The 18699-nt window shown below is 67.2% G+C and carries 19 protein-coding genes; 11 read left to right on the top strand and 8 right to left on the bottom strand.

Translation table 11 applies throughout. From position 1 onward, the window contains the following. Positions 1 to 2: 2 nt before the first annotated feature. Entirely contained in the window at positions 3 to 584 is a 582-nt protein-coding gene (locus ABQF30_RS08480) for a GNAT family N-acetyltransferase (RefSeq protein ID WP_448462338.1), read from the top strand. Here ABQF30_RS08480 and zapE read toward each other — a convergent pair. After that, positions 560 to 1624 (bottom strand): cell division protein ZapE, encoded by a 1065-nt coding sequence (zapE, locus tag ABQF30_RS08475; protein WP_448462337.1) that lies wholly within the window; start codon positions 1622 to 1624, stop codon positions 560 to 562. The two genes, ABQF30_RS08480 and zapE, sit on opposite strands and share 25 nt — an antisense overlap. Positions 1625 to 1658: 34 nt before the next feature. Here zapE and ABQF30_RS08470 point away from each other — a divergent pair, with 34 nt between their 5' ends. Genes ABQF30_RS08470 through aftC form a run of 3 tightly spaced genes read left to right on the top strand, consistent with a single transcriptional unit; the run spans position 1659 to position 5370 of the window. Next, on the top strand, positions 1659 to 2429 hold the full coding sequence (locus ABQF30_RS08470; RefSeq protein WP_448462336.1) for a pyrimidine reductase family protein: 771 nt from the start codon (positions 1659 to 1661) through the stop codon (positions 2427 to 2429). Between the two features lie 31 nt (positions 2430 to 2460). Further along, positions 2461 to 4044, top strand: coding sequence for an alpha/beta hydrolase (locus ABQF30_RS08465; RefSeq protein WP_448462335.1), 1584 nt, complete (start codon positions 2461 to 2463; stop codon positions 4042 to 4044). 21 nt (positions 4045 to 4065) lie between these two features. Further along, on the top strand, positions 4066 to 5370 hold the full coding sequence (gene aftC, locus ABQF30_RS08460; RefSeq protein ID WP_448462334.1) for an arabinofuranan 3-O-arabinosyltransferase: 1305 nt from the start codon (positions 4066 to 4068) through the stop codon (positions 5368 to 5370). Here aftC and ABQF30_RS08455 read toward each other — a convergent pair. Continuing rightward, positions 5362 to 5934 carry a class I SAM-dependent methyltransferase gene (locus ABQF30_RS08455; RefSeq protein ID WP_448462333.1) on the bottom strand — a complete coding sequence of 191 codons (573 nt, stop codon included), beginning with the start codon at positions 5932 to 5934 and terminating at the stop codon, positions 5362 to 5364. The genes aftC and ABQF30_RS08455 overlap by 9 nt on opposite strands. Positions 5935 to 6011: 77 nt before the next feature. After that, positions 6012 to 6755 carry a helix-turn-helix transcriptional regulator gene (locus ABQF30_RS08450; RefSeq protein ID WP_448462332.1) on the bottom strand — a complete coding sequence of 248 codons (744 nt, stop codon included), beginning with the start codon at positions 6753 to 6755 and terminating at the stop codon, positions 6012 to 6014. A gap of 145 nt (positions 6756 to 6900) precedes the next feature. Between ABQF30_RS08450 and msrB the strand changes: the two genes are divergently transcribed. Continuing rightward, positions 6901 to 7314: a peptide-methionine (R)-S-oxide reductase MsrB gene (msrB, locus tag ABQF30_RS08445; RefSeq protein ID WP_448462331.1), complete on the top strand. Its 414-nt coding sequence runs from the start codon at positions 6901 to 6903 to the stop codon at positions 7312 to 7314. A 36-nt stretch (positions 7315 to 7350) separates the two neighbouring features. Here msrB and hemQ read toward each other — a convergent pair whose 3' ends face one another. Genes hemQ through hemE form a run of 3 tightly spaced genes read right to left on the bottom strand, consistent with a single transcriptional unit; the run spans position 7351 to position 10503 of the window. Continuing rightward, positions 7351 to 8046 (bottom strand): hydrogen peroxide-dependent heme synthase, encoded by a 696-nt coding sequence (gene hemQ, locus ABQF30_RS08440; RefSeq protein ID WP_448462330.1) that lies wholly within the window; start codon positions 8044 to 8046, stop codon positions 7351 to 7353. A 4-nt stretch (positions 8047 to 8050) separates the two neighbouring features. After that, entirely contained in the window at positions 8051 to 9445 is a 1395-nt protein-coding gene (locus ABQF30_RS08435; protein ID WP_448462329.1) for a protoporphyrinogen oxidase, read from the bottom strand. Continuing rightward, positions 9442 to 10503: a uroporphyrinogen decarboxylase gene (gene hemE / locus ABQF30_RS08430; protein ID WP_448462328.1), complete on the bottom strand. Its 1062-nt coding sequence runs from the start codon at positions 10501 to 10503 to the stop codon at positions 9442 to 9444. Before hemE ends, ABQF30_RS08435 begins: the two co-directional genes overlap by 4 nt. 156 nt (positions 10504 to 10659) lie before the next feature. Between hemE and ABQF30_RS08425 the strand changes: the two genes are divergently transcribed. The 6 genes from ABQF30_RS08425 to ABQF30_RS08400 are packed head-to-tail and all read left to right on the top strand — an operon-like array spanning position 10660 to position 15408. Further along, entirely contained in the window at positions 10660 to 11196 is a 537-nt protein-coding gene (locus ABQF30_RS08425; protein ID WP_448463538.1) for a DUF3000 domain-containing protein, read from the top strand. A gap of 1 nt (position 11197) precedes the next feature. Next, a complete protein-coding gene (locus tag ABQF30_RS08420) occupies positions 11198 to 12469 on the top strand; it encodes an HRDC domain-containing protein (protein ID WP_448462327.1) in 1272 nt (423 codons plus the stop codon). Positions 12470 to 12522: 53 nt separating this feature from the next. Next, positions 12523 to 13026, top strand: coding sequence for a phosphate-starvation-inducible PsiE family protein (locus ABQF30_RS08415; RefSeq protein WP_448462326.1), 504 nt, complete (start codon positions 12523 to 12525; stop codon positions 13024 to 13026). Positions 13027 to 13062: 36 nt separating this feature from the next. Continuing rightward, positions 13063 to 13731, top strand: a complete 669-nt coding sequence (locus ABQF30_RS08410; RefSeq protein ID WP_448462325.1) for a TetR/AcrR family transcriptional regulator — start codon at positions 13063 to 13065, stop codon at positions 13729 to 13731. Beyond that, complete coding sequence (locus ABQF30_RS08405; RefSeq protein WP_448462324.1) at positions 13728 to 14552, top strand: class I SAM-dependent methyltransferase; 825 nt, start codon at positions 13728 to 13730, stop codon at positions 14550 to 14552. Before ABQF30_RS08410 ends, ABQF30_RS08405 begins: the two co-directional genes overlap by 4 nt. A 55-nt stretch (positions 14553 to 14607) precedes the next feature. Continuing rightward, positions 14608 to 15408, top strand: a complete 801-nt coding sequence (locus tag ABQF30_RS08400; protein WP_448462323.1) for a class I SAM-dependent methyltransferase — start codon at positions 14608 to 14610, stop codon at positions 15406 to 15408. Here the strand turns inward: ABQF30_RS08400 and ABQF30_RS08395 are convergent. Both ABQF30_RS08395 and dxs read right to left on the bottom strand, forming a co-directional pair. Further along, a complete protein-coding gene (locus ABQF30_RS08395; protein ID WP_448462322.1) occupies positions 15398 to 16591 on the bottom strand; it encodes an NAD(P)/FAD-dependent oxidoreductase in 1194 nt (397 codons plus the stop codon). The two genes, ABQF30_RS08400 and ABQF30_RS08395, sit on opposite strands and share 11 nt — an antisense overlap. 203 nt (positions 16592 to 16794) lie before the next feature. Continuing rightward, a complete protein-coding gene (dxs, locus tag ABQF30_RS08390) occupies positions 16795 to 18699 on the bottom strand; it encodes a 1-deoxy-D-xylulose-5-phosphate synthase (protein WP_448462321.1) in 1905 nt (634 codons plus the stop codon).

The raw sequence follows: 18699 nt of genomic DNA, 5'->3' as shown, positions 1-18699 counted from the left end.
GCATGCAACGACGAGCGCTTACGCGAGGAGCCGAAGTGGTTGTCGACGTAGCGCTGCCGGCTGATCTACCCGAACTGGCCGCCGTCGCGGCCACCACCTTCCCGCTTGCCTGTCCCCCGTCGGCAACGCCGGACAACATCGCCGCATTCATCGCCGAGAACCTCTCCGAGGAACGGTTCGGGGGCTACCTGGGCGACCCTGAGCGGATCGTGCTTGTTGCGCGCGAGGCCGCGCACGCGAGGAGCGAGATCGCCGGCGCAATCACCGGCTACGCCATGCTGATTCATGGGTTGCCCGAGGACGACGACGTACAACGCGCGGTCCCCCGCCGTCCGGCGCTAGAGCTGTCGAAGATCTACGTGCTGCCCGACCACCACGGTGCCGGCGCGGCGTCGGCATTGATGAATGCGGCGCTGCAACGGGCCGTCGACCTCGGTGTCAGCTGCCTGTGGCTCGGCGTCAACCAGGAGAACCGTCGGGCCCAGCGCTTCTACGCCAAACACGGCTTCAGGATCAACGGCACCAAGACATTTCAGCTCGGCGCCGGCATCGAGAAGGACTACGTGATGGTGCGCCCGCTTTGACGGCGAGCAGACTGAGCCGCGGCGGTCAGCGCCAACAAGCGTGATGTCGCCCGCAGATACTTCTTGCGGAACCCGCCGGCGAGCATCTCCGCACTGAAGATGGTGTCGAGCTTCGTGCCGGAAGCCAGAACCGGGATACCGGCGTCGTAGAGCCGGTCGGTCAGGGCTACCAGCCGCAGTGCCACACTCTGGTCCTCGATCGGATGGACGCCGGTGATGAACACCTCGGTCACGTCCTCGATCAGCGCGTGATAGCGCGACGGGTGCATCGTTGCCAGGTGCTCGCACAGCGCGTCGAAGTCATCGAGGGTGGCGCCGCTGACCGCGGCGGCGTGGGCGGCCACCTCCGCATCGGTCAGCGGCTCGGGTGCGGGCGGCAGGTCGCGGTGCCGGTAATCGGGCCCCTCGATGCGCACCGTGGTGAAAATCTCGGCGAGCGTGTGGATTTCCCGCAGGAAGTCCTGGGCGGCGAACCGGCCCTCACCGAGTTGCTCGGGCAATGTGTTCGAGGTGGCCGCGACGGACACTCCCCGCTCCACCAGTGCCGACAACAGGCGGGAGATCAGGGTGGTGTTGCCCGGATCGTCGAGTTCGAATTCGTCGATGCACACGACCACGTACCCGGCCAGCAGGTCGATGCACTCGTTGTAGCCGAACACCCCGGCCAGCTGGGTCAGCTCGCCGAACGTCGCGAACGCGGTCGGTGCGTCACCCGATTCCGAAAGCGTGTAGTACGTCGACGCCAGCAGGTGGGTCTTGCCGACGCCGAACCCGCCGTCGAGGTACAGCCCGACCCCCGGCAGCACCTCACGCTTGCCGAACAACTTCTTCTTGCCGGCCCGCCGCGTCGCGGCCTGCTCACAGAACTGGCGGCATGATTGCACCGCCGCAGCCTGCGACGGCTCGGCCGGATCGGGCCGGTAGCTGTCGAAGCTGACATCGGCAAACGTCGGCGGCGGGATCAGCTGGGCGACCAACCGCTCCGGCGTGACCGTGGGACGCCGATCGGCGAGGCGGGCGACACCGCTGGACCCGTGCATGCAGGCAGCGTAGCCACGTGCTCAAATTCTGGTTATGCCCGATGACGCCGCTGGGACCCACCTCACAGTGCTTGGACAGGTCGATCACATCGATGACGGGCGGCTCGGCGACCTCTACGCATATCCGAACGACCTGCAGAAATGCTGGGTGCGGGGCAACATGATCGCCAGCCTGGACGGCGGTGCCACCGAGGACGGTAAGGCAGGCGGGCTGGCCGGGGCGGGAGACCGCGCTGTGTTCAATCTCATGCGCGACGCCGCCGACGTCATCCTCGTCGGAGCGGCAACCGTGCGGATCGAGAACTACTCGGGCGCGCAACTCACCGTCGCTCAACGCGAGGCCAGGCAGCGCCGCGGCCAGGCCGAGGTGCCTCCCATCGCCGTCATCACCGCATCTGCCGAGCTCGACCACGACGCCAAGTTCTTCACTCGCACCGAGGTGGCCCCACTCATCCTGACGTGTAGCAACACCGTCGCAGACGCGCGGCGCCGGCTTGGCGGGGTTGCCGAGGTGATCGACGCATCCGGTGCGGACCCCGGCAGGGTCGACCCGGCCGTGGCCCTGCGGATCCTGGCCGAGCGCAAGCTGTTCCGGGTACTGACCGAGGGAGGCCCGCAGCTCCTGAGCCTGCTGATCGAGAATGATCTGCTCGACGAACTGTGCCTGACCGTGGCCCCCATCCTCGTCGGCGGCGTGGCCCGCCGCATTGCCACCGGCCCCGGCCAGGCACATACCCGAATGCGTCCGATCCACCTGCTGACCGACGACGAGGGCTACCTGTACACCCGTTACGGCCGGGGCTAGCCGACCCGAACCTGTCGCTACTGTGGTCAACATGCGTCATCAGCTGGTGAGGGCCCTGAGCAAGTCGACTGTCGCCGCCCCTGTTCTTTCACTGGCACTGCTCACCGCATGCACGCCGATGTTCGCCGCCGACCCCAGGTACGCCACCGATTCCGGCGCGCACCCACAGGGCCAACCGGAGACCAGCGCCGACGCCCCGGCCGGGCCGCCTGCCATCGAGACGCCCAAGAACGAGCTGACGGGCTGGCAGGACTGCACCTCCCGAGTGTTCAGCGATGCGGCCGTTGAGCCGGTGCCGGGAGTCACGCTGGATTGCACCGGCTACGACGCCGACCTCGATCCCATCGATGGCGCGACCGGGACGGTGCGAGTGGGCGTGGTGCGGGCGCGTTCCGCTGAGACCCCGGGCGACGCCGGTCCGCTGGTGATGACGACGGGATCGGACGTCCCGTCCTCGGCGCAACTGCCGGTGTGGTTGTCCCGGTCCGGTAGCGACGTCCTCAAGGCGCACCCCATCGTCGCCGTCGACCGCCGCGGTATCGGCATGTCCGACGCGATCGACTGTCGCGACCTGTACGACCGCCAGGAAATGCTCGACCAGGCGCAATTCCAGGCCGGCGACGATCCGGTGGCCAATCTGAGCGCGATCACCGTGACAGCCACGACGAGCTGCACCGACACGATCGCCCCCGGCGACTCCGCGTACGACAACGCGCATGCCGCCGAAGATCTGGAGCGTCTCCGCAGTACCTGGGATGTGCCGACGTTGGCCTTGCTCGGCATCGGCAACGGCGCCCAGGTGGCGCTGGCCTACGCCGGCTCGCATCCGGACAAGGTGGCCCGCCTGGTGCTCGACTCCCCGCTGCCGTTGGCCATCGGCGCCGAGGCCGCCGCCGAACAACGGGTGAAGGGTCAGCAGGCAGCGCTGGACGCGTTCGCCGCGCAGTGCGTCGCCACCAACTGCGCGCTGGGTCCCGACCCGAAGGGCGCGGTCGACGCCCTGCTGGCGGACGCCAGGGCGGGTCGCGGTCCCGGCGGCCTGTCGCTGGCCACCTTGGCCGATGCGATCACCACCGCCCTGGGCTTCCCGCGGGGCGACCGGGTGGCGTCCACCAACGACCTGGCCGCGGCGCTGGCCGCGGCCCGCAACGGCGACCCCAATCTGCTCGCCAATCTGATCACCCAGTCCGACACCCTTCGGCAGACCGACGGTCAGTTCGTGAACTCCTGCAGCGACGCCCTGAACCGACCCACGCCCGACCGGGTCCGCGAACTCGTGGTCGCGTGGGGCAAGCTCTACCCGCAATTCGGCACCGTCGCCGCGCTGGATCTCGTCAAGTGCCTCAACTGGCCGAGCGGTTCGGCCCCCAAGGATCCGCAAAACCTGAGAATCCCGGTGCTGTTGCTCGGTGTGCAGAACGACCCGATCGTCGGCAACGAGGGCGTCGCAGCCGTCGCCGCCACCATCATCAACGCGGGCACCACCAACCGGCGGGTGATGTGGCAGGGCATCGGCCACGGTGCCAGCATCTACACCCCCTGCGCGCTGTCGCCGGTGACCACATACCTCGAGAACGGCAAACCACCGGAGACCGACACGTACTGTCCTGCCTGACGCCTCGCCGAATATCGGTCGGTGTACGGTGCGCTGGTGGCAGCGACAGATTCCACGGCAAATCGCGTGAGTACCAGTCTCCTCAACGCATTCCGTCCGCGCACCTCCCCGCCCAGCATCGCCACGGTGTTGCGCTCGGTGCTGTGGCCGGTCGCGATCCTCTCGATCATTCATCGCAGCTACGTGCTGGGCACCAACGGCTACATCACCGACGACTTCGGGCCGGTGTACCGCGCGGTGGTCAACTTCAAGCTCGGGCTCGACATCTACAACGAGCATTTCGAATACGTTGATCCGCACTACCTGTACTCACCCGGCGGGACGCTGCTGCTCGCCCCGTTCGGTTACCTGCCGGTGGACGCGTCGCGGTACTGGTTCATCTTCATCAATACCGTCGCGATCATCCTGGCGGCCTACTTCCTGGTGCGGTTGTTCAAGTACTCGTTCACCTCGGTGGCCATGCCCGCTCTGCTGCTGGCCATGTTCTGCACCGAATCGGTGACCAACACCCTGGTGTTCACCAACATCAACGGCTGCATGCTGCTCGGTGCCGTGCTGTTCTTCCGGTGGATGCTCGACGGACGGGTGAGCCACGAACTGCTCGCCGGGGCGGCGATCGGATTGACCCTGGTGATCAAACCCTCGCTCGCGCCACTTCTGCTACTACCGCTGCTGAACCGCCAGTTCTACACGTTCATCACGGCATTCGGTGTGCCTCTGGTCTTCAACGCGGTCGGGTGGTTCCTGGTGTCGGATCCGATGGGATTCATCCGCAACACGGTGCCCTACTTCCTGTCCACCCGGGATTACTTCAACAGCTCGATCCTCGGCAACGGCATCTACTACGGCCTGCCGATGTGGCTGATCATGTTGTTGCGCGTAATTTTCCTGCTGCTCACGGCAGGCAGCTTGTGGCTGCTCTATCGCTACTACCGGCAACGTGACCCGCTGTTCTGGATGCTGACGTCCTCGGGCGTGCTGCTGATCGCGTCCTTCCTGGTGCTGTCCCTTGGACAGGGCTACTACTCGATGATGCTCTTCCCGTTCCTCATGACGGTGGTGCTGCCCAACTCGGCGATCCGCAACTGGCCGGCGTGGCTGGCGATCTACGGGTTCATGACGATGGACCGCTGGCTGATGGGGCACTGGCCGACCACGGGCCGGTTCCTGGAGTACATGAAGATCACCTACGGCTGGTCGCTGATGCTGGTGGTGGTGTTCTGCGTGCTGTACTTCCGGTACCTCAACGCGAAGGACGACGGGCGACTCGATGAGGGCATCGACCCGGTGTGGCTGAGCCGGCCGCGCGTCGCCGAATCAGTGTGACGCGAAATGCATGACCTGACCAGCCAGCTTGGCCCCGATCTGTAGCTCCAAGCCGTGCTGCGCGCAGGCGTTTTCGAGTTCGCCGGGGCTCACCAACCGGAACGGGGACCGGTCGAGCCGGTGAATCGCCGTCGCCAACGGGCTGCGCACCAGGTCGTAGCCGGCGAACACGCCACCCGGCCTGAGCACCCGCGCGATCTCGGCGATCGCCTTCTCCCACTCGACGATGTGATGCAGCATCAGGCAGCTCACCACCGAATCGAATGAGTCGTCGGCGAACGGCAGGTCGGTGGCGTCGGCACCGAGCACGGTGACATCGGGGTAGGCCTGCAAGCGACGGGACGCCGCCTTGACCATCGCCGGGTCGAAGTCGGTCGCGGTGATGGCCAAACCCGGCTGAGCGTTACGCAACCTGGCCGCGATATCACCACTGCCCGAGCCGATTTCGAGAACATCGTGGCCCAGCCGCTCGACTGGCAGGAGCCCGACGACGGCGTTGCCGGTGCTGCCGCGCCACAGCACTCCCTTGCAGAACGCGCGCTCGACCGCAGACATCGCTGGCATGTGGACTCCCTCTTCCGGGTACGGTTACTCCCCCGAGCATCCCGCGCGCATTCGCGCAGCGCTTGTACGGATCCGTTCTAACCGAGCACGCGAGCCAGCTCGCTTGGTGCGATCCCCGTCAGCTCCCGGCATACCCGGGCGGCGTGCGCGCCGTCGGCGAATCCGGCCAGATGCGCGGCATCGGTGATCGATTCGCCTCGTGCCAGGTGTTCAAGTGCGGTCAGTAGCCGTGCCCACCGGGTTGTCGCCGCGAATGATGCCCCCGTCTGGCGCTTGAACAACCGGCCGAGGTAGTCCGACGACAGTGCGACGTCCTCGGCGATCGAGCCGAGATCGGTGCGGCCGGGCATCCGTGCCGCGACGAGTTCAATGGCCCGGCGCAACTGCGGATGCACTGAGGTGCCGTGCGGTGCGTTCCCGAGCAAATCATCGATGACGAGGTCTGCGGCACCCGCCAGATCCTCGGCCTGCACCGCCGCGGTTACCGCCTCTGCGAGTGCAGCTGCATCATCGATTCCCCATACACCGGGCACCGCACCACGAGCCATGCTGAGCGTGTGCAGCACTGTCGCCGTTGGAGTTTCGGGGCTGACGTAGATCGACAATGCGGCAGTCGCGCCTCGCGTCCGCAGCGCGTGCCTGACACCGCCGGCCACCACCGCCACATCGCACCGCTGGACTGTGCCGTCGGCCGCGACCAATTCCAGGGCACCGTCGATTCCGACCGCGACCTGGACGGCAGGATGATGGTGCGCCTCGATGTCGCCGAACGACCCCGCCACGACCATTTGGCCGGGCCGACTGACCCACGCACCGCGCATACTGCAGGCTAACCCGGTCATGGTTCTCATCGAGATTGCACTGAGGGACAGAATCCGCGCCAGATTTGTCCCTGAGTTCAATTTCGGTGTTGGGGGCGAACGTCGTACCTGGCGCGCATCGGCGGACACCACGTAATTTGGAAACATGACGACCCCAGGTCCCAAGCTGGAACTGACCGACGACCAATGGCGCGAGAAGCTCAACCCTCAGGAGTTCGCGGTGCTGCGCCAGGCGGGCACCGAGCGGCCGTTCACCGGGGAGTACACCGACACCAAGACCGAGGGTGTGTACCAATGCCGGGCGTGTGGTGCCGAGCTGTTCCGCAGCAGCGAGAAGTTCGAATCCCATTGTGGGTGGCCGTCGTTCTTCGACCCCGCGAACTCCGACGCGGTGATCCTGCGCAGCGACGACTCGCTGGGCATGCGCCGCGTCGAGGTGGTGTGCGCCAACTGCCACAGCCACCTGGGACACGTATTCGAAGGTGAGGGCTACCCCACGCCCACGGATCAGCGGTACTGCATCAACTCGATCTCACTACGGCTGGTGCCTGCCGAGTAGCGCGGTTGGTCAGTCGACTCGGGTGGCGCGCGCGAATCAGGGCAGCTTGGCGATGAGGTCCTCGACGCCGACGCGCGGCCCGGTGAAGAACGGGGTCTCCTCCCGAACGTGACGCCGGGCATCGGTCGCCCGCAAGTCGCGCATGAGGTCCACGATCCGGTGCAGCTCGGGCGCTTCGAACGCCAGGATCCACTCGTAGTCGCCGAGCGCGAACGCCGGCACGGTGTTGGCGCGCACATCCTTGTAACCCCGGGCGGCCATGCCGTGCTCGGACAGCATGCGACGACGCTCGTCGTCCTCGAGCAGATACCAGTCCAGTGACCGCACGAACGGGTACACACAGATGTAGTTGCCCGGCTCCTCGCCGGCCAGGAACGCCGGGATATGGCTCTTGTTGAACTCGGCGGGCCGGTGCAGCGCGACGCTGCTCCACACCGGGTCGCTGACACGGCCCAGCGTGGTGGTGCGCCGAAAGTCGGAATAGGTCGCCTGCAACGCCTCCACGGTCTCGGCGTGCGTCCAGATCATGAAGTCCGCGTCCGCCCGTAAACCGGCCACGTCGTACAGGCCGCGGACCACGACCCCGCGGTCCTCCTGCGTCTTGAAGAAGGTCGCGGCCTCGTCGACGACCTCGGCGCGATCTTCGCCCAGTTCACCCGGGTTCACCGAGAACACAGAGAACATCAGGTAGCGGATGGTGGAGTTCAGTGCGTCGAAGTCGAGCTTGGCCATACGCCTATCGTGCCACGCCGCTTTTCGCCAGCGTCGCGACCGCACGGGTAGCCGCCCCGACGCATGCGGGCACCCCGATGCCGTCCAGGTAACCGCCCGCCACCGCCAGCGTCGGCGGCAGCCCCGCCCGCAATTCGGCGACCAGATCCCCGTGCCCGGGGCCGTACTGCGGCATCGCGTCGATCCACCGGTGCACGTGCCAATCGACCGGGTCCACGGTGACGCCGAACAGAGTGGCCAGGTCGCGCGCGGACCAGGCCAGCAGATCCTCGTCGCCGGTGTTGCGGGCTGCGCTGGTTTCGGGGGCGTCGCCGTAGCGGCCGAACGACAACCGCACGAGTTCGACGTTTCCGCGTCGCCCCCATTTGCGCGATGACAGTGTCACCGCCTTGGCGTTGAGGCGTCCGCCGGATCCTCTCTGCTCCTCGCGTCCGCCGCCCGCCACCAACACACCCGACTGTTGCGGCAGCGGTGTGCCGCCGGGCAGTGCCACCGCCACCACCGCCACCGAGGCCACCTCGATGCGCCGGGCCGCTGCGGCGGTGCGTGGCGCGATGTGCCCGATCAGGTCGGGCAGCCGCGGCGCCGGCACGGCAAGCACCACGGCGTCGGCCCGCCATCGCGTGCCCTCGTCGTCCAGGACCTCCCAACCCCTGGGCCCGCGGTCCACCCGCACGGCGGCCACCTGCGCCCACCGCACCGCGGCCCTGCGGCGCAGTTCCTCCAGCAGCACCGTGTAGCCACCGTCGAGCGCACCGAACACCGATCCCGAACTGGGCGGCGGCAATGCCTCGCGGACAGCCTCGGTGAGGTTTCGTGCGCCCCGATCGAGCGCGGCGGCCAACGTCGGAACGGCCGATCGCAGCCCGATGCTGGCAGCCGAGCCGGCGTACACCCCCGCCAGCAGTGGGTCGACGGACCGTTCCACGACCTGCACGCCGAACCGGTCGGCGACGAGTTCGGCGACCGTGGGATCGGCGCCGCGGCGCCAACGCAGCGGTCGGGTGCGTTCGTCGAGGATGCGGGCGACGGTGGCGTCGTCGACCAGTCCGAGCACCGCTGACGCCTGCGCGGGAATGCCCTGCAGGGTGCCCTGCGGCATTGGGTGCAGCCGAGCCCCGCTGTAGATGAGCGGGCGGACCCCGGTGGTGCCGATCTGCCGGCTCGCCAGACCCAGCTCGGCAAGCAGCGCAGGCATCTCGGGGCGACGAGTCACGAAGGCCTCGGCCCCGACGTCGAGCGGTTGCCCGCATACCCGCTCGGTGCGCAGTACCCCGCCGAGCCGGTCGGCGGGGTCCAGCAGCGTGATCTCCGCGTGCGGCCCGGCGGCCACCCTCAGTCGATATGCCGCGACAAGGCCCGAAATGCCGCCGCCGACAATGCAATACGCGGCACTCACAGCGAGTGCACCAACGTCACCGCCTCGGTGATGATGCCCGGGTCGGTCGCAGGCAACACACCGTGGCCCAGGTTGAAGATGTGACCGGCCGCCCCTGCGGCAACGGCGCGGCGACCGTCTTCGACTACGCGGCGCACTGCGGGCTCGGCCACCGGCCAGCCGGCCAACAGCACCACCGGATCGAGATTTCCCTGCAGGGCGGTGCCCGGCGCGACTCGGGGGGCCGCGTCTGCCAGTGCGGTGCGCCAGTCCACCCCGACCACCTTGGCGGGCGCGGGCCCCACGGCCTCGGACATCGCGCCCAGCAGCTCGGCGGTTCCCACCCCGAAATGGGTCATCGGCACCCCGGCGGCGGCCATGCTGGCGAACACCCGACTGCTGTGCGGGAGCACGTAGTCGCGGTAATCGGCCAGCGACAGCGTGCCGGCCCAGGAGTCGAAGACCTGCAGGGCGTCGACGCCGGCGTCGACCTGTGCCTGCAGAAACGCGATCGTCAGGTCCGTCAGCGCGGTCATCAACGCGTGCCAGGTGGCGGGCTCGCCCAGCATCATCGCCTTGGTGCGATCGTGGTGACGGCTGGGCCCGCCCTCCACCAGGTAGGAGGCCAGCGTGAACGGTGCACCGGCGAAACCGATCAGCGGTACCTCGCCCAGCGCCGGGACCAACAGCCGCACGGCATCGGATATCGGCGAAACCTGGGCCGGGTCAAGCGGTTTCATCGCCTGAACATCGCCGATGGTGCGGATCGGGTGGTCGATGACCGGCCCGACATCGGGCACGATGTCCAGCTCGATGCCCGCAGCCTTCAGCGGCACCACGATGTCGGAGAACAGGATGGCTGCGTCGACGCCGTGCCTGCGCACGGGCTGGAGGGTGATCTCGCAGACCAGCTCCGGGTCGAAGCAGGCCTGCAACATCCGGTGCTGGGCACGCAGCGCCCGGTATTCAGGCAGCGAGCGGCCGGCCTGCCGCATGAACCACACCGGCACTCGGTGCGGGGTGCGGCCACTTGCGGCGGCCAGATAAGGCGACTCAGGCAGGTCACGACGGGTATTCATCGGCTCCTATGGTGCCACGAGCGGTTTCCGCGACGGCGTTGCGCGCGCATGGCGGCATCATTACGGCGCGCCTGCCCCCTGTCCTGGCCAGATCGACTAGCGTCAAACGCCGTGACCTCTGCCGAACCGGCTCAGTTCCGGACGGCGGTGGCGGCGATGAATGCCACCACCGTGCGGCCGGAAATCGAGTTGGGCCCGATCCGCCCGCCGCAGCGGCTGGCGCCCTACAGCTACGCACTGGGGGCCGAGGTCCGACATCCGGAAACCGCAATCGTCCCGGAACGCTCCGAGGGTGACGCATTCGGCCGGCTGATTCTGCTGCACGACCCCGAGGGCGCCGAGGCCTGGGACGGCACCATGCGGCTGGTCGCCTACATCCAGGCCGACCTCGATTCCAGCGAAGCCGTCGATCCGCTGCTGCCCGAAGTCGCCTGGAGCTGGCTGGTGGACGCCTTGGAGACCCGCGCCGAGCACGTCACCGCGCTGGGCGGCACCGTCACCGCCACCACCTCGGTGCGCTATGGCGACATCTCCGGCCCGCCGCGGGCACACCAGCTGGAGCTGCGGGCGTCCTGGACAGCCACCACATTGGAGCTGGGTCCGCACGTGGAGGCATTCTGCGAAGTTCTCGAGCACGCAGCCGGGTTGCCACCGGCCGGCGTCACCGACCTGAGTTCCCGCACTCGCGCGTGAGATGACCGACGGGGACATAGAACGTACCGATGCCGCCGAGGCGGAAGAGGTGGAAGAGGCGACTCCGCTTCTTGCACCGGCCGACGGGGTGCCCGAGTTGTGCATTACTGCCGAGGAAATCTCCTCTGCGGCAACACTTTTGGCCCGAGGTAGCGGACCGTTCGCCATCGACGCGGAACGCGCGTCGGGCTTCCGCTATTCCAACCGGGCCTACCTGGTCCAGATTCGCCGGGCCGGGGCAGGCACCGTGCTGATCGACCCGGTGAATCATGGTGGCTCCCCCATCGACGCGTTGGCCCCGGTGTCGGCGACGCTGGCCGACGACGAATGGGTACTGCACGCCGCAGACCAGGACCTGCCGTGCCTGGCCGAGATCGGTCTACGGCCGGGCAAGCTGTACGACACCGAGCTGGCGGGCCGACTCGCCGGATTCGAGCGGGTCAATCTGGCCGCCATGGTGCAACGGCTACTGGGACTGCAACTGATGAAGGGCCACGGCGCGGCGGACTGGTCCATGCGCCCACTGCCACCGGAATGGCTGAACTACGCCGCGCTGGACGTCGAAGTTCTGCTGGAGTTGCGCGACGCGATCGCCGCGGTGCTCGATGAGCAGGGCAAATCCGATTGGGCGGCACAGGAATTCGAGTACCTGCGGACCTACGTCGCACAGCCCACCCGGCGGGATCGCTGGCGACGCACGTCGGGCATCCACAAGGTACGCGACCCGCGCGCCCTGGCCGCGGTGCGCGAACTATGGACCACCCGCGACAACATCGCCCGTGGCCGCGACATCGCCCCGGGCCGGATCCTGCCCGATGCCGCGATCGTCAATGCCGCCACCGTCGACCCGAAGACGCTCGACGAGCTCACCGCGCTGCCGGTCTTCGGTGGCGCCAAACAACGGCGCAGCGCACAGATCTGGCTGGATGCGCTGAACCGGGCCCGGGACAATCCCGACCCCCCGCAGTCCGCCGAAACTCCGAACGGCCCACCGCCGGCCGCCCGTTGGGCGCGGCGCAAACCGGAGGCCGCTGCCCGGCTCGAGGCTGCTCGGGCCGGCCTGGCCGAACTGTCCGCGCGGGTGGTGGTACCGACCGAGAACCTCATCACGCCCGAGGTGGTGCGGCGGCTGTGCTGGGACTGGCAGCCGGTTTCCGACGTCGCGTCGGCGGTCGAGGAATTCCTGGTCGCAAACCAGGTGCGGCCGTGGCAGCGGGAGTTGACGGTGCCGGTGCTGACCACAGCACTCACCAAAGCGGTTGTCGACGAGTGACGTGAACGCCAATTTTGCGTCTGGTCACCTTGGACTCGCCTAACGTCATTGCGGTGGCGCAGCAGAAAGAAACCGAAGGCGACAAAGAGCGGGAGCGGTTCGCCGACCGTGCCGTGAGCATCGCCGAGGACGCGGTCTACTGGTCGATCGCCGCGCTCCTGCTCGCCGGGTGTGTCGTGCTGATCGTCGCGCAGGTCAACGTCATGCTGCGGTTGGGGAGCACACCGGCCGCCCAGATCATGCTGGAGGTGCTCGACGGCCTGCTGCTGGTCTTCATCTTTGTGGAGCTGCTCTACGCGGTGCGGACCTCATTGCGGTCCCGTGAGCTCGTCGCCGAGCCGTTCCTGATCGTCGGCATCCTGGCCTGCATCAAAGAGATCGTGGTGCTGTCGGTGGATGCGGCCAAGCTGCTCGACAAGGGGCCGGAGTTCGCCCGCGCCATCGTTTCGGTCGGTGTGCTCGGCGCCCTTGTGCTCGTCCTCGCGGTCGCCATCTTCGTGCTGCGGCTACAGCGCAACGGCGCCGACCACATTTGCGACAAACCCGAGGACGGTTAGCCCCACCTTCGGCAATATGCGCGTATTGTTACCAATATGTCTATATCGTCGGGTGGGTTTACGGCGGCGGATCTCAGCACGCGCGCGCGGATCAGGCATGCGGCATTGCTCGAATTCGGTGAGCGTGGATTCATTGGCGCGACATTCAAGGGCATCGCCGCGCGCGCAAGTGTCTCGATCGGCTTGGTGCAGCACCACTTCCGCACCAAGGAGAACCTGCGGCAGGCGTGCGACGACATGGTCATCGAAGTGTTCCGGCATCGGACGACCCACGGCGCAGCCACCGGCGCGATCACCAGGCCGGAATTCATCGCCGACCTCTACGAGACGAGCCCGCCACTGCTCCGCTACCTGGCACGGGCAGCGGTGGACGGCGGGCCGGCGGCGGCAGCGGTGCTCGACGAACTGGCGTCGGGTGCCGAGGAGTTCCTCAGCCGCACTTGGCCGAAGCGGTTCCCCCCAGGCTGCCAGCAGGCCCGCGACTCCGCGGCCGTGATGTGCGCGATGCACACAGGTGTCATCGTGCTGCGCGACCAGCTCGCCAGGCAGATGAATGTAGATCTCGACGGGCCCGATACCACCCGGATCGGCCTGGCGATGGTCGAGTTGTACGCCGCGATGGGCGAATTCGCGACGTCCGATACCGGACGGATGATGACGGAAGCCGTCGCCCAGTATCACGACGACAAGGAAGGCACTCGATGACGGTGACCATTGATCACCTCACGCCGATCGAGAAGACGTTGCTCGTCACGCTCACGGGCCGCGCTCTGGACGCCCGGAAAAAGAGACCGCTGCTCGGAGATCGCTTGGCCGACACCGTGCGTGGCCGACTCGCCTACGACGCCATAAAGCTGTCGGGCACCGTCACGATCGCAACCGCAGTGCGTAGCAAGATGCTGGACAGGATCGTCGGCGGATTCATTGCCGCGCATCCGAACGCCGTCGTCGTCGAGCTTGGTTGTGGTCTGGAAACCCGACTGCACCGGATCGCGCCGCCGGCGACGGTCGACTGGTATGACGTCGACTTGCCCAATGTCATCGCGTTGCGCCAACGTGCGCTTCCGGAACTGCAGAGCTCGCACCTGGTCGCGGCGTCACTTACTGAGCCTGGCTGGCTGGACGGCATTCCGCGGGATCGACCCACGATCGCAGTTGCCGACGGTGTGCTCGGTTTTCTCACTGAGGCCGATAACCAGCAGATCCTCACCACTCTGACCGATTACTTCACCGCAGGCGGTGAGCTGGCATTCGTCGCGTATACCCGCATCGCCGCCCGGATGATCGGAGCATTCGGCATGTTACGGGCGCTGGGGATACCAAAAGGCTACCGGGGCTTCGGTTTCGACGATCCGCACGAAGTGGAGCGGCTCAATCCACGGCTGACGTTCATCCAGGAGCAGCTCGGTGCCCAGGCCCCCGAGGCTGACCAGTTTGCCTGGCCCACAAGGATGGTCGCCCGATGGTTCGCGCACTGGCGCGCCCAGGCCCGGCGTGGCGTCTGGATCGTCCGCTATCGCTGGTGAATTCGGGCGCCGAACTGACCGCCATGCAGAACCAAGCCATCCAGGAGAGCGGAGAATGACCAAAGTCGACTTCACGGGGATCGAATGGAATTCCGTGCCCTGGACGATGCTCGTCACCCTGTACCTGCGTGCCTACGAAAGCCGTTCAGAGCATTCGATATTGCGTGACCACGCGGCTGCCGAACTCGTCGAGCGCATCGAGTACGACTGGCAACGCGTTGAGCGCAGCTGCAATCCGTCAGCCAATCAGTTCAACGTCGTGCTGCGAGCGCGCCAGCTTGACGAGTGGGCGCAGGACTTTCTCAACCGTCATCCCGACGCGACGGTGCTGCACCTCGGCTGCGGAATGGACAGCCGAGCCTTTCGGCTCGACGTCCCCAGCACCGCACGCTGGTACGACGTTGACACCCCCGAGGTGATCGCACTTCGGCGCCGACTCATCGACGAGAACCCGCGATACCGGATGGTCGGCTCATCGGTCACCGACGAAGAGTGGCTCGACGAAGTACCCACGGACAAGCCCACACTGGTGATCGCCGAGGGGCTCGTCATGTTCCTCACCGAGGCCGAGTTTCGGTCGCTGCTACAACGGGTCACCGACCGGTTCCCCGCCGGGGAAATCGCCTTTGACGCCATGCCGCCGTCATTGGCGCGGATGGTGAAACTGTTCAAATCGGCAGTGCGCACCGGCGAGCAGGTCGAGCAGTGGAATCCGCGACTGCGCCATCTCAAGGACACGCCTCCGTGGACGCACCACGCCGAGATCCCGCCTCGCTTCTACCGCAACCTGTTCCGCATACTCGGCTGGGTGCCATGGGTCCGACGATTCGATCGGCTCTACCTGTTCAGCTACTAGGGACAAATTCCATGCGCGCCACCACCTGCTCGGGTCGTGTACCCCGCTTGTACCAGACGCTGCAACCAGGTTTGCGGCCCTCGCGACGGATGCCCCACAGCGACCCCTTGGTCACCGCCTCCTTGAATGAGCCGACAATCCGGCCGGCGATCCGGCCGCCGAGATAGACGTTCACGGGCGTGTCATCGGTGCGGGTGAACTGCATCGTGGCGGCCCGCCGGCCGAGGCCGACGCAGGACCCCGCGTACGCCAGGTCGAGCACGGCCGGTTCCGCGCCGGCAATGAGGCTCAGGACGGTGTCGGCGGCCGTGGCACCCGTGGGTCCGGCGGTGTAGCAGGCCATCCGCAGCGGCTGGCCCGACGGCGCGATGGCGTCCCCCGCGCCGATGACGCGGTCATTGCCAACACTGGTCAGCGTCTCGTCGGTGAGCAGCCGGCCCAACGCATCGGTGGGCAGGCCGCTCCGGGCGGCAAGTTCGGGCACGCCGAACCCCGCCGTCCAGATCGTGACCGCGCTCGGACGCACTGCGCCGTCGCCAAAGACCACCGCATCCGGCCGAACCTCGGCCACCACGTCGGCTTCGAGCACGGCGACGTCGTGCTTGGTCAACCACCTGGCCACGGATCGCCGGGCGGGCTCTGAAAACGAAGGAGCCAGCTGACCTCCACAGACCAAAACCACCTTGCGGCCTTGTTCGGCCAGCTCGGCGGCAGTTTCGATCCCGGTGAGCCCACCGCCCACAACGGTGATCCAGGCGTGCGGGGGTAACGCGGCGACGGCGGAGCGGAGCCGCGCCGCCTGCTCCAGTTCGGCTATGGGATAAGCGTATTCACTTGCCCCGGGCACAGACGCCGGCGTCGTCCCGGTGCTGCCGACCGCGTAGATGGCGTAGTCGTAGTCCAACGCATCGCCCGATTCCAGCTGGACGGTCCGTGCGGCTGCGTCGATGCGGATGGCATTGTCGACAACCAGGCGCACGCCGTCGCCGAGCAGCGTGCCGTAGTCGGCCGTGGCGTCACCGGTCCCGGCCGCGAACTGATGCAGCCGCAGGCGCTGGACGAACTTCGGGCGCGGGTTGACGAGGGTGATGTCGATGTCGGTGTTCTGCAGCAGACGGTTGGCCGCCAGTGTTCCGGCATAGCCGCCACCGATGACGACGACGTGTGTGCGCTGATCAGTCACGAGGATCTCCTGCTCATTTGCGTGTGGTGCCCTTGAGACCCCGGCGCCGCCTCGTTTGTGACAACGCACGCCCTGATTGTGAGACAGATCACTGCCGTGGTGGAGGATGAAAATTTTGTGTCGATGTGCGGTTTCGTACGCGGCTCGCCGATGCGCGCGGATCAAACCGCACACTCGGCGCCCGAGGAGGGTGTGTGCAGCAGTTACTGGCTGATCTGCGATTCAGCGACCGGCGCACCGATCGCGGCCACCCAGCCGGTGATCTGCCGCGCGATATTCCGGTCGGTGAGCCCGATCTCGCCGAGCACCTCGCTGCGCGACGCATGGTCCTGGAACTCCTGCGGCACGCCGATGTCGCGGCACGGCACGTCGATCTCGGCATGGCGCAACGCAGCCGACACCGACGATCCGATGCCGCCGTGTACCCCGTTGTCCTCAACGGTGACCACCAGCTTGTGGGCCGTGGCCAGTTCGCCGAGCATCTCCGGAACCGGAAGCACCCAGCGCGGATCGACCACTGTCACACCGATGCCCTGGTTGCGCAGCCGTTCGGCCACGGCAAGTGCCATCGCCGCGAACGATCCCACCGCGACCAGCAGCACATCGTCGCTCAGCCCCGACGCCGGCACGGCGAGCACGTCGACCCCACCGCGACGTTCGACGGCCGGAATGTCCTCGCCTACATCACCTTTGGGGAACCGGATGGCGGTCGGACCGTCGTTGACGGCCAGTGCCTCGCCGAGCTCCTCGCGCAGCCGCGATCCGTCGCGCGGAGCCGCCACCCGGATGCCGGGGACAATGCCGAGCATCGACAGATCCCACATCCCGTTGTGGCTGGCGCCGTCGGGACCGGTGACACCGGCCCGGTCCAGCACCATGGTCACCGGCAGCTTGTGCAGGGCGACATCCATCATCAGCTGGTCGAAGGCCCGGTTCAGGAACGTCGAATAGATCGCGACCACCGGATGCAGCCCGCCCATCGCCAGACCGGCCGCTGAGGTCATCGCATGCTGCTCGGCGATGCCCACGTCGAAGAAGCGATCGGGGAACCGGTCGCGGAACGCGCTCAGCCCGGTCGGACCGGGCATGGCCGCGGTGATCGCCACGACGTCGCGACGCTTGGCGGCAATCTTGATCAGCTCGTCGGAGAACACCGAGGTCCAACCGGGCCCGGCGGCCTTCGTGGCCAGCCCGGTCTCCGGGTCGATCACGCCGCACGAGTGCATCTGGTCGGCCTCGTCGTTCTCGGCCGGCGGATAGCCCATGCCCTTGCGGGTCACCACATGCACGATGACGGGGGCGTTGAAACCACGGGCGTGGCGCAGCGCGTTCTCCACCGCGTGCTCGTCGTGGCCGTCGATCGGGCCGACGTACTTCAGACCGAGATCGGTGAACATCACTTGCGGGGAAACCGCGTCCTTGATCCCGGCCTTGATGCTGTGCATGCACTGGTAGCAGAACTCGCCGATGACGGGCACGCCGCGGACGGCCTTCCGGCCCTCCTCCAGCAGCCGCTCGTAGGCGGGCTGCAGCCGCAGGCCGGCCAGATGGTCGGCGAACCCGCCGATCGTCGGCGCGTAACTGCGTCCGTTGTCGTTGACGACGACGACCACCGGGCGGCCCGCCGCGGCGATGTTGTTCAGAGCCTCCCAGCACATGCCGCCGGTCAGGGCGCCGTCGCCCACGACGGCAACCACGTGCCGGTTGCGGTGGCCGGTGAGCTCGAAGGCCTTTGCCAGACCGTCGGCATACGACAACGCCGAGCTGGCGTGGCTGGACTCGACCCAGTCGTGCTCGCTCTCGGCGCGCGAGGGATACCCGGACAGCCCGTCCTTCATCCGCAAGGTGTCGAAATCCTGGCTGCGGCCGGTGAGCATCTTGTGGACGTAGGACTGATGCCCGGTGTCGAAGATGATCGGATCGTGCGGCGAGTCGAACACCCGATGCAGCGCAAGCGTCAGTTCGACGACCCCGAGATTCGGGCCGAGATGCCCACCGGTTGCAGCGACCTTGTGGATCAAGAACTGACGGATCTCCTGCGCCAATGCACTTAGCTGTGATTGCGACAGGTGCTGCAGATCTGCGGGACCGCGGACCTGTTCAAGCAT

It is taken from the genome of Mycolicibacterium sp. XJ870, from assembly GCF_053483975.1.
This window is presented reverse-complemented; position numbering and strand designations above follow the sequence as displayed.

Coding starts and splice junctions, on each gene's coding strand:
- ABQF30_RS08480 (WP_448462338.1), top strand. CDS start 3: ATGCAACGACGAGCGCTTACGCGAGGAGCCGAAGTGGTTGTCGACGTA.
- zapE (WP_448462337.1), bottom strand. CDS start 1,624: ATGCACGGGTCCAGCGGTGTCGCCCGCCTCGCCGATCGGCGTCCCACG.
- ABQF30_RS08470 (WP_448462336.1), top strand. CDS start 1,659: ATGCCCGATGACGCCGCTGGGACCCACCTCACAGTGCTTGGACAGGTC.
- ABQF30_RS08465 (WP_448462335.1), top strand. CDS start 2,461: ATGCGTCATCAGCTGGTGAGGGCCCTGAGCAAGTCGACTGTCGCCGCC.
- ABQF30_RS08455 (WP_448462333.1), bottom strand. CDS start 5,934: ATGCCAGCGATGTCTGCGGTCGAGCGCGCGTTCTGCAAGGGAGTGCTG.
- ABQF30_RS08450 (WP_448462332.1), bottom strand. CDS start 6,755: ATGCGCGGTGCGTGGGTCAGTCGGCCCGGCCAAATGGTCGTGGCGGGG.
- msrB (WP_448462331.1), top strand. CDS start 6,901: ATGACGACCCCAGGTCCCAAGCTGGAACTGACCGACGACCAATGGCGC.
- hemQ (WP_448462330.1), bottom strand. CDS start 8,046: ATGGCCAAGCTCGACTTCGACGCACTGAACTCCACCATCCGCTACCTG.
- hemE (WP_448462328.1), bottom strand. CDS start 10,503: ATGAATACCCGTCGTGACCTGCCTGAGTCGCCTTATCTGGCCGCCGCA.
- ABQF30_RS08425 (WP_448463538.1), top strand. CDS start 10,660: ATGAATGCCACCACCGTGCGGCCGGAAATCGAGTTGGGCCCGATCCGC.
- ABQF30_RS08420 (WP_448462327.1), top strand. CDS start 11,198: ATGACCGACGGGGACATAGAACGTACCGATGCCGCCGAGGCGGAAGAG.
- ABQF30_RS08410 (WP_448462325.1), top strand. CDS start 13,063: ATGTCTATATCGTCGGGTGGGTTTACGGCGGCGGATCTCAGCACGCGC.
- ABQF30_RS08405 (WP_448462324.1), top strand. CDS start 13,728: ATGACGGTGACCATTGATCACCTCACGCCGATCGAGAAGACGTTGCTC.
- ABQF30_RS08400 (WP_448462323.1), top strand. CDS start 14,608: ATGACCAAAGTCGACTTCACGGGGATCGAATGGAATTCCGTGCCCTGG.
- dxs (WP_448462321.1), bottom strand. CDS start 18,699: ATGCTTGAACAGGTCCGCGGTCCCGCAGATCTGCAGCACCTGTCGCAA.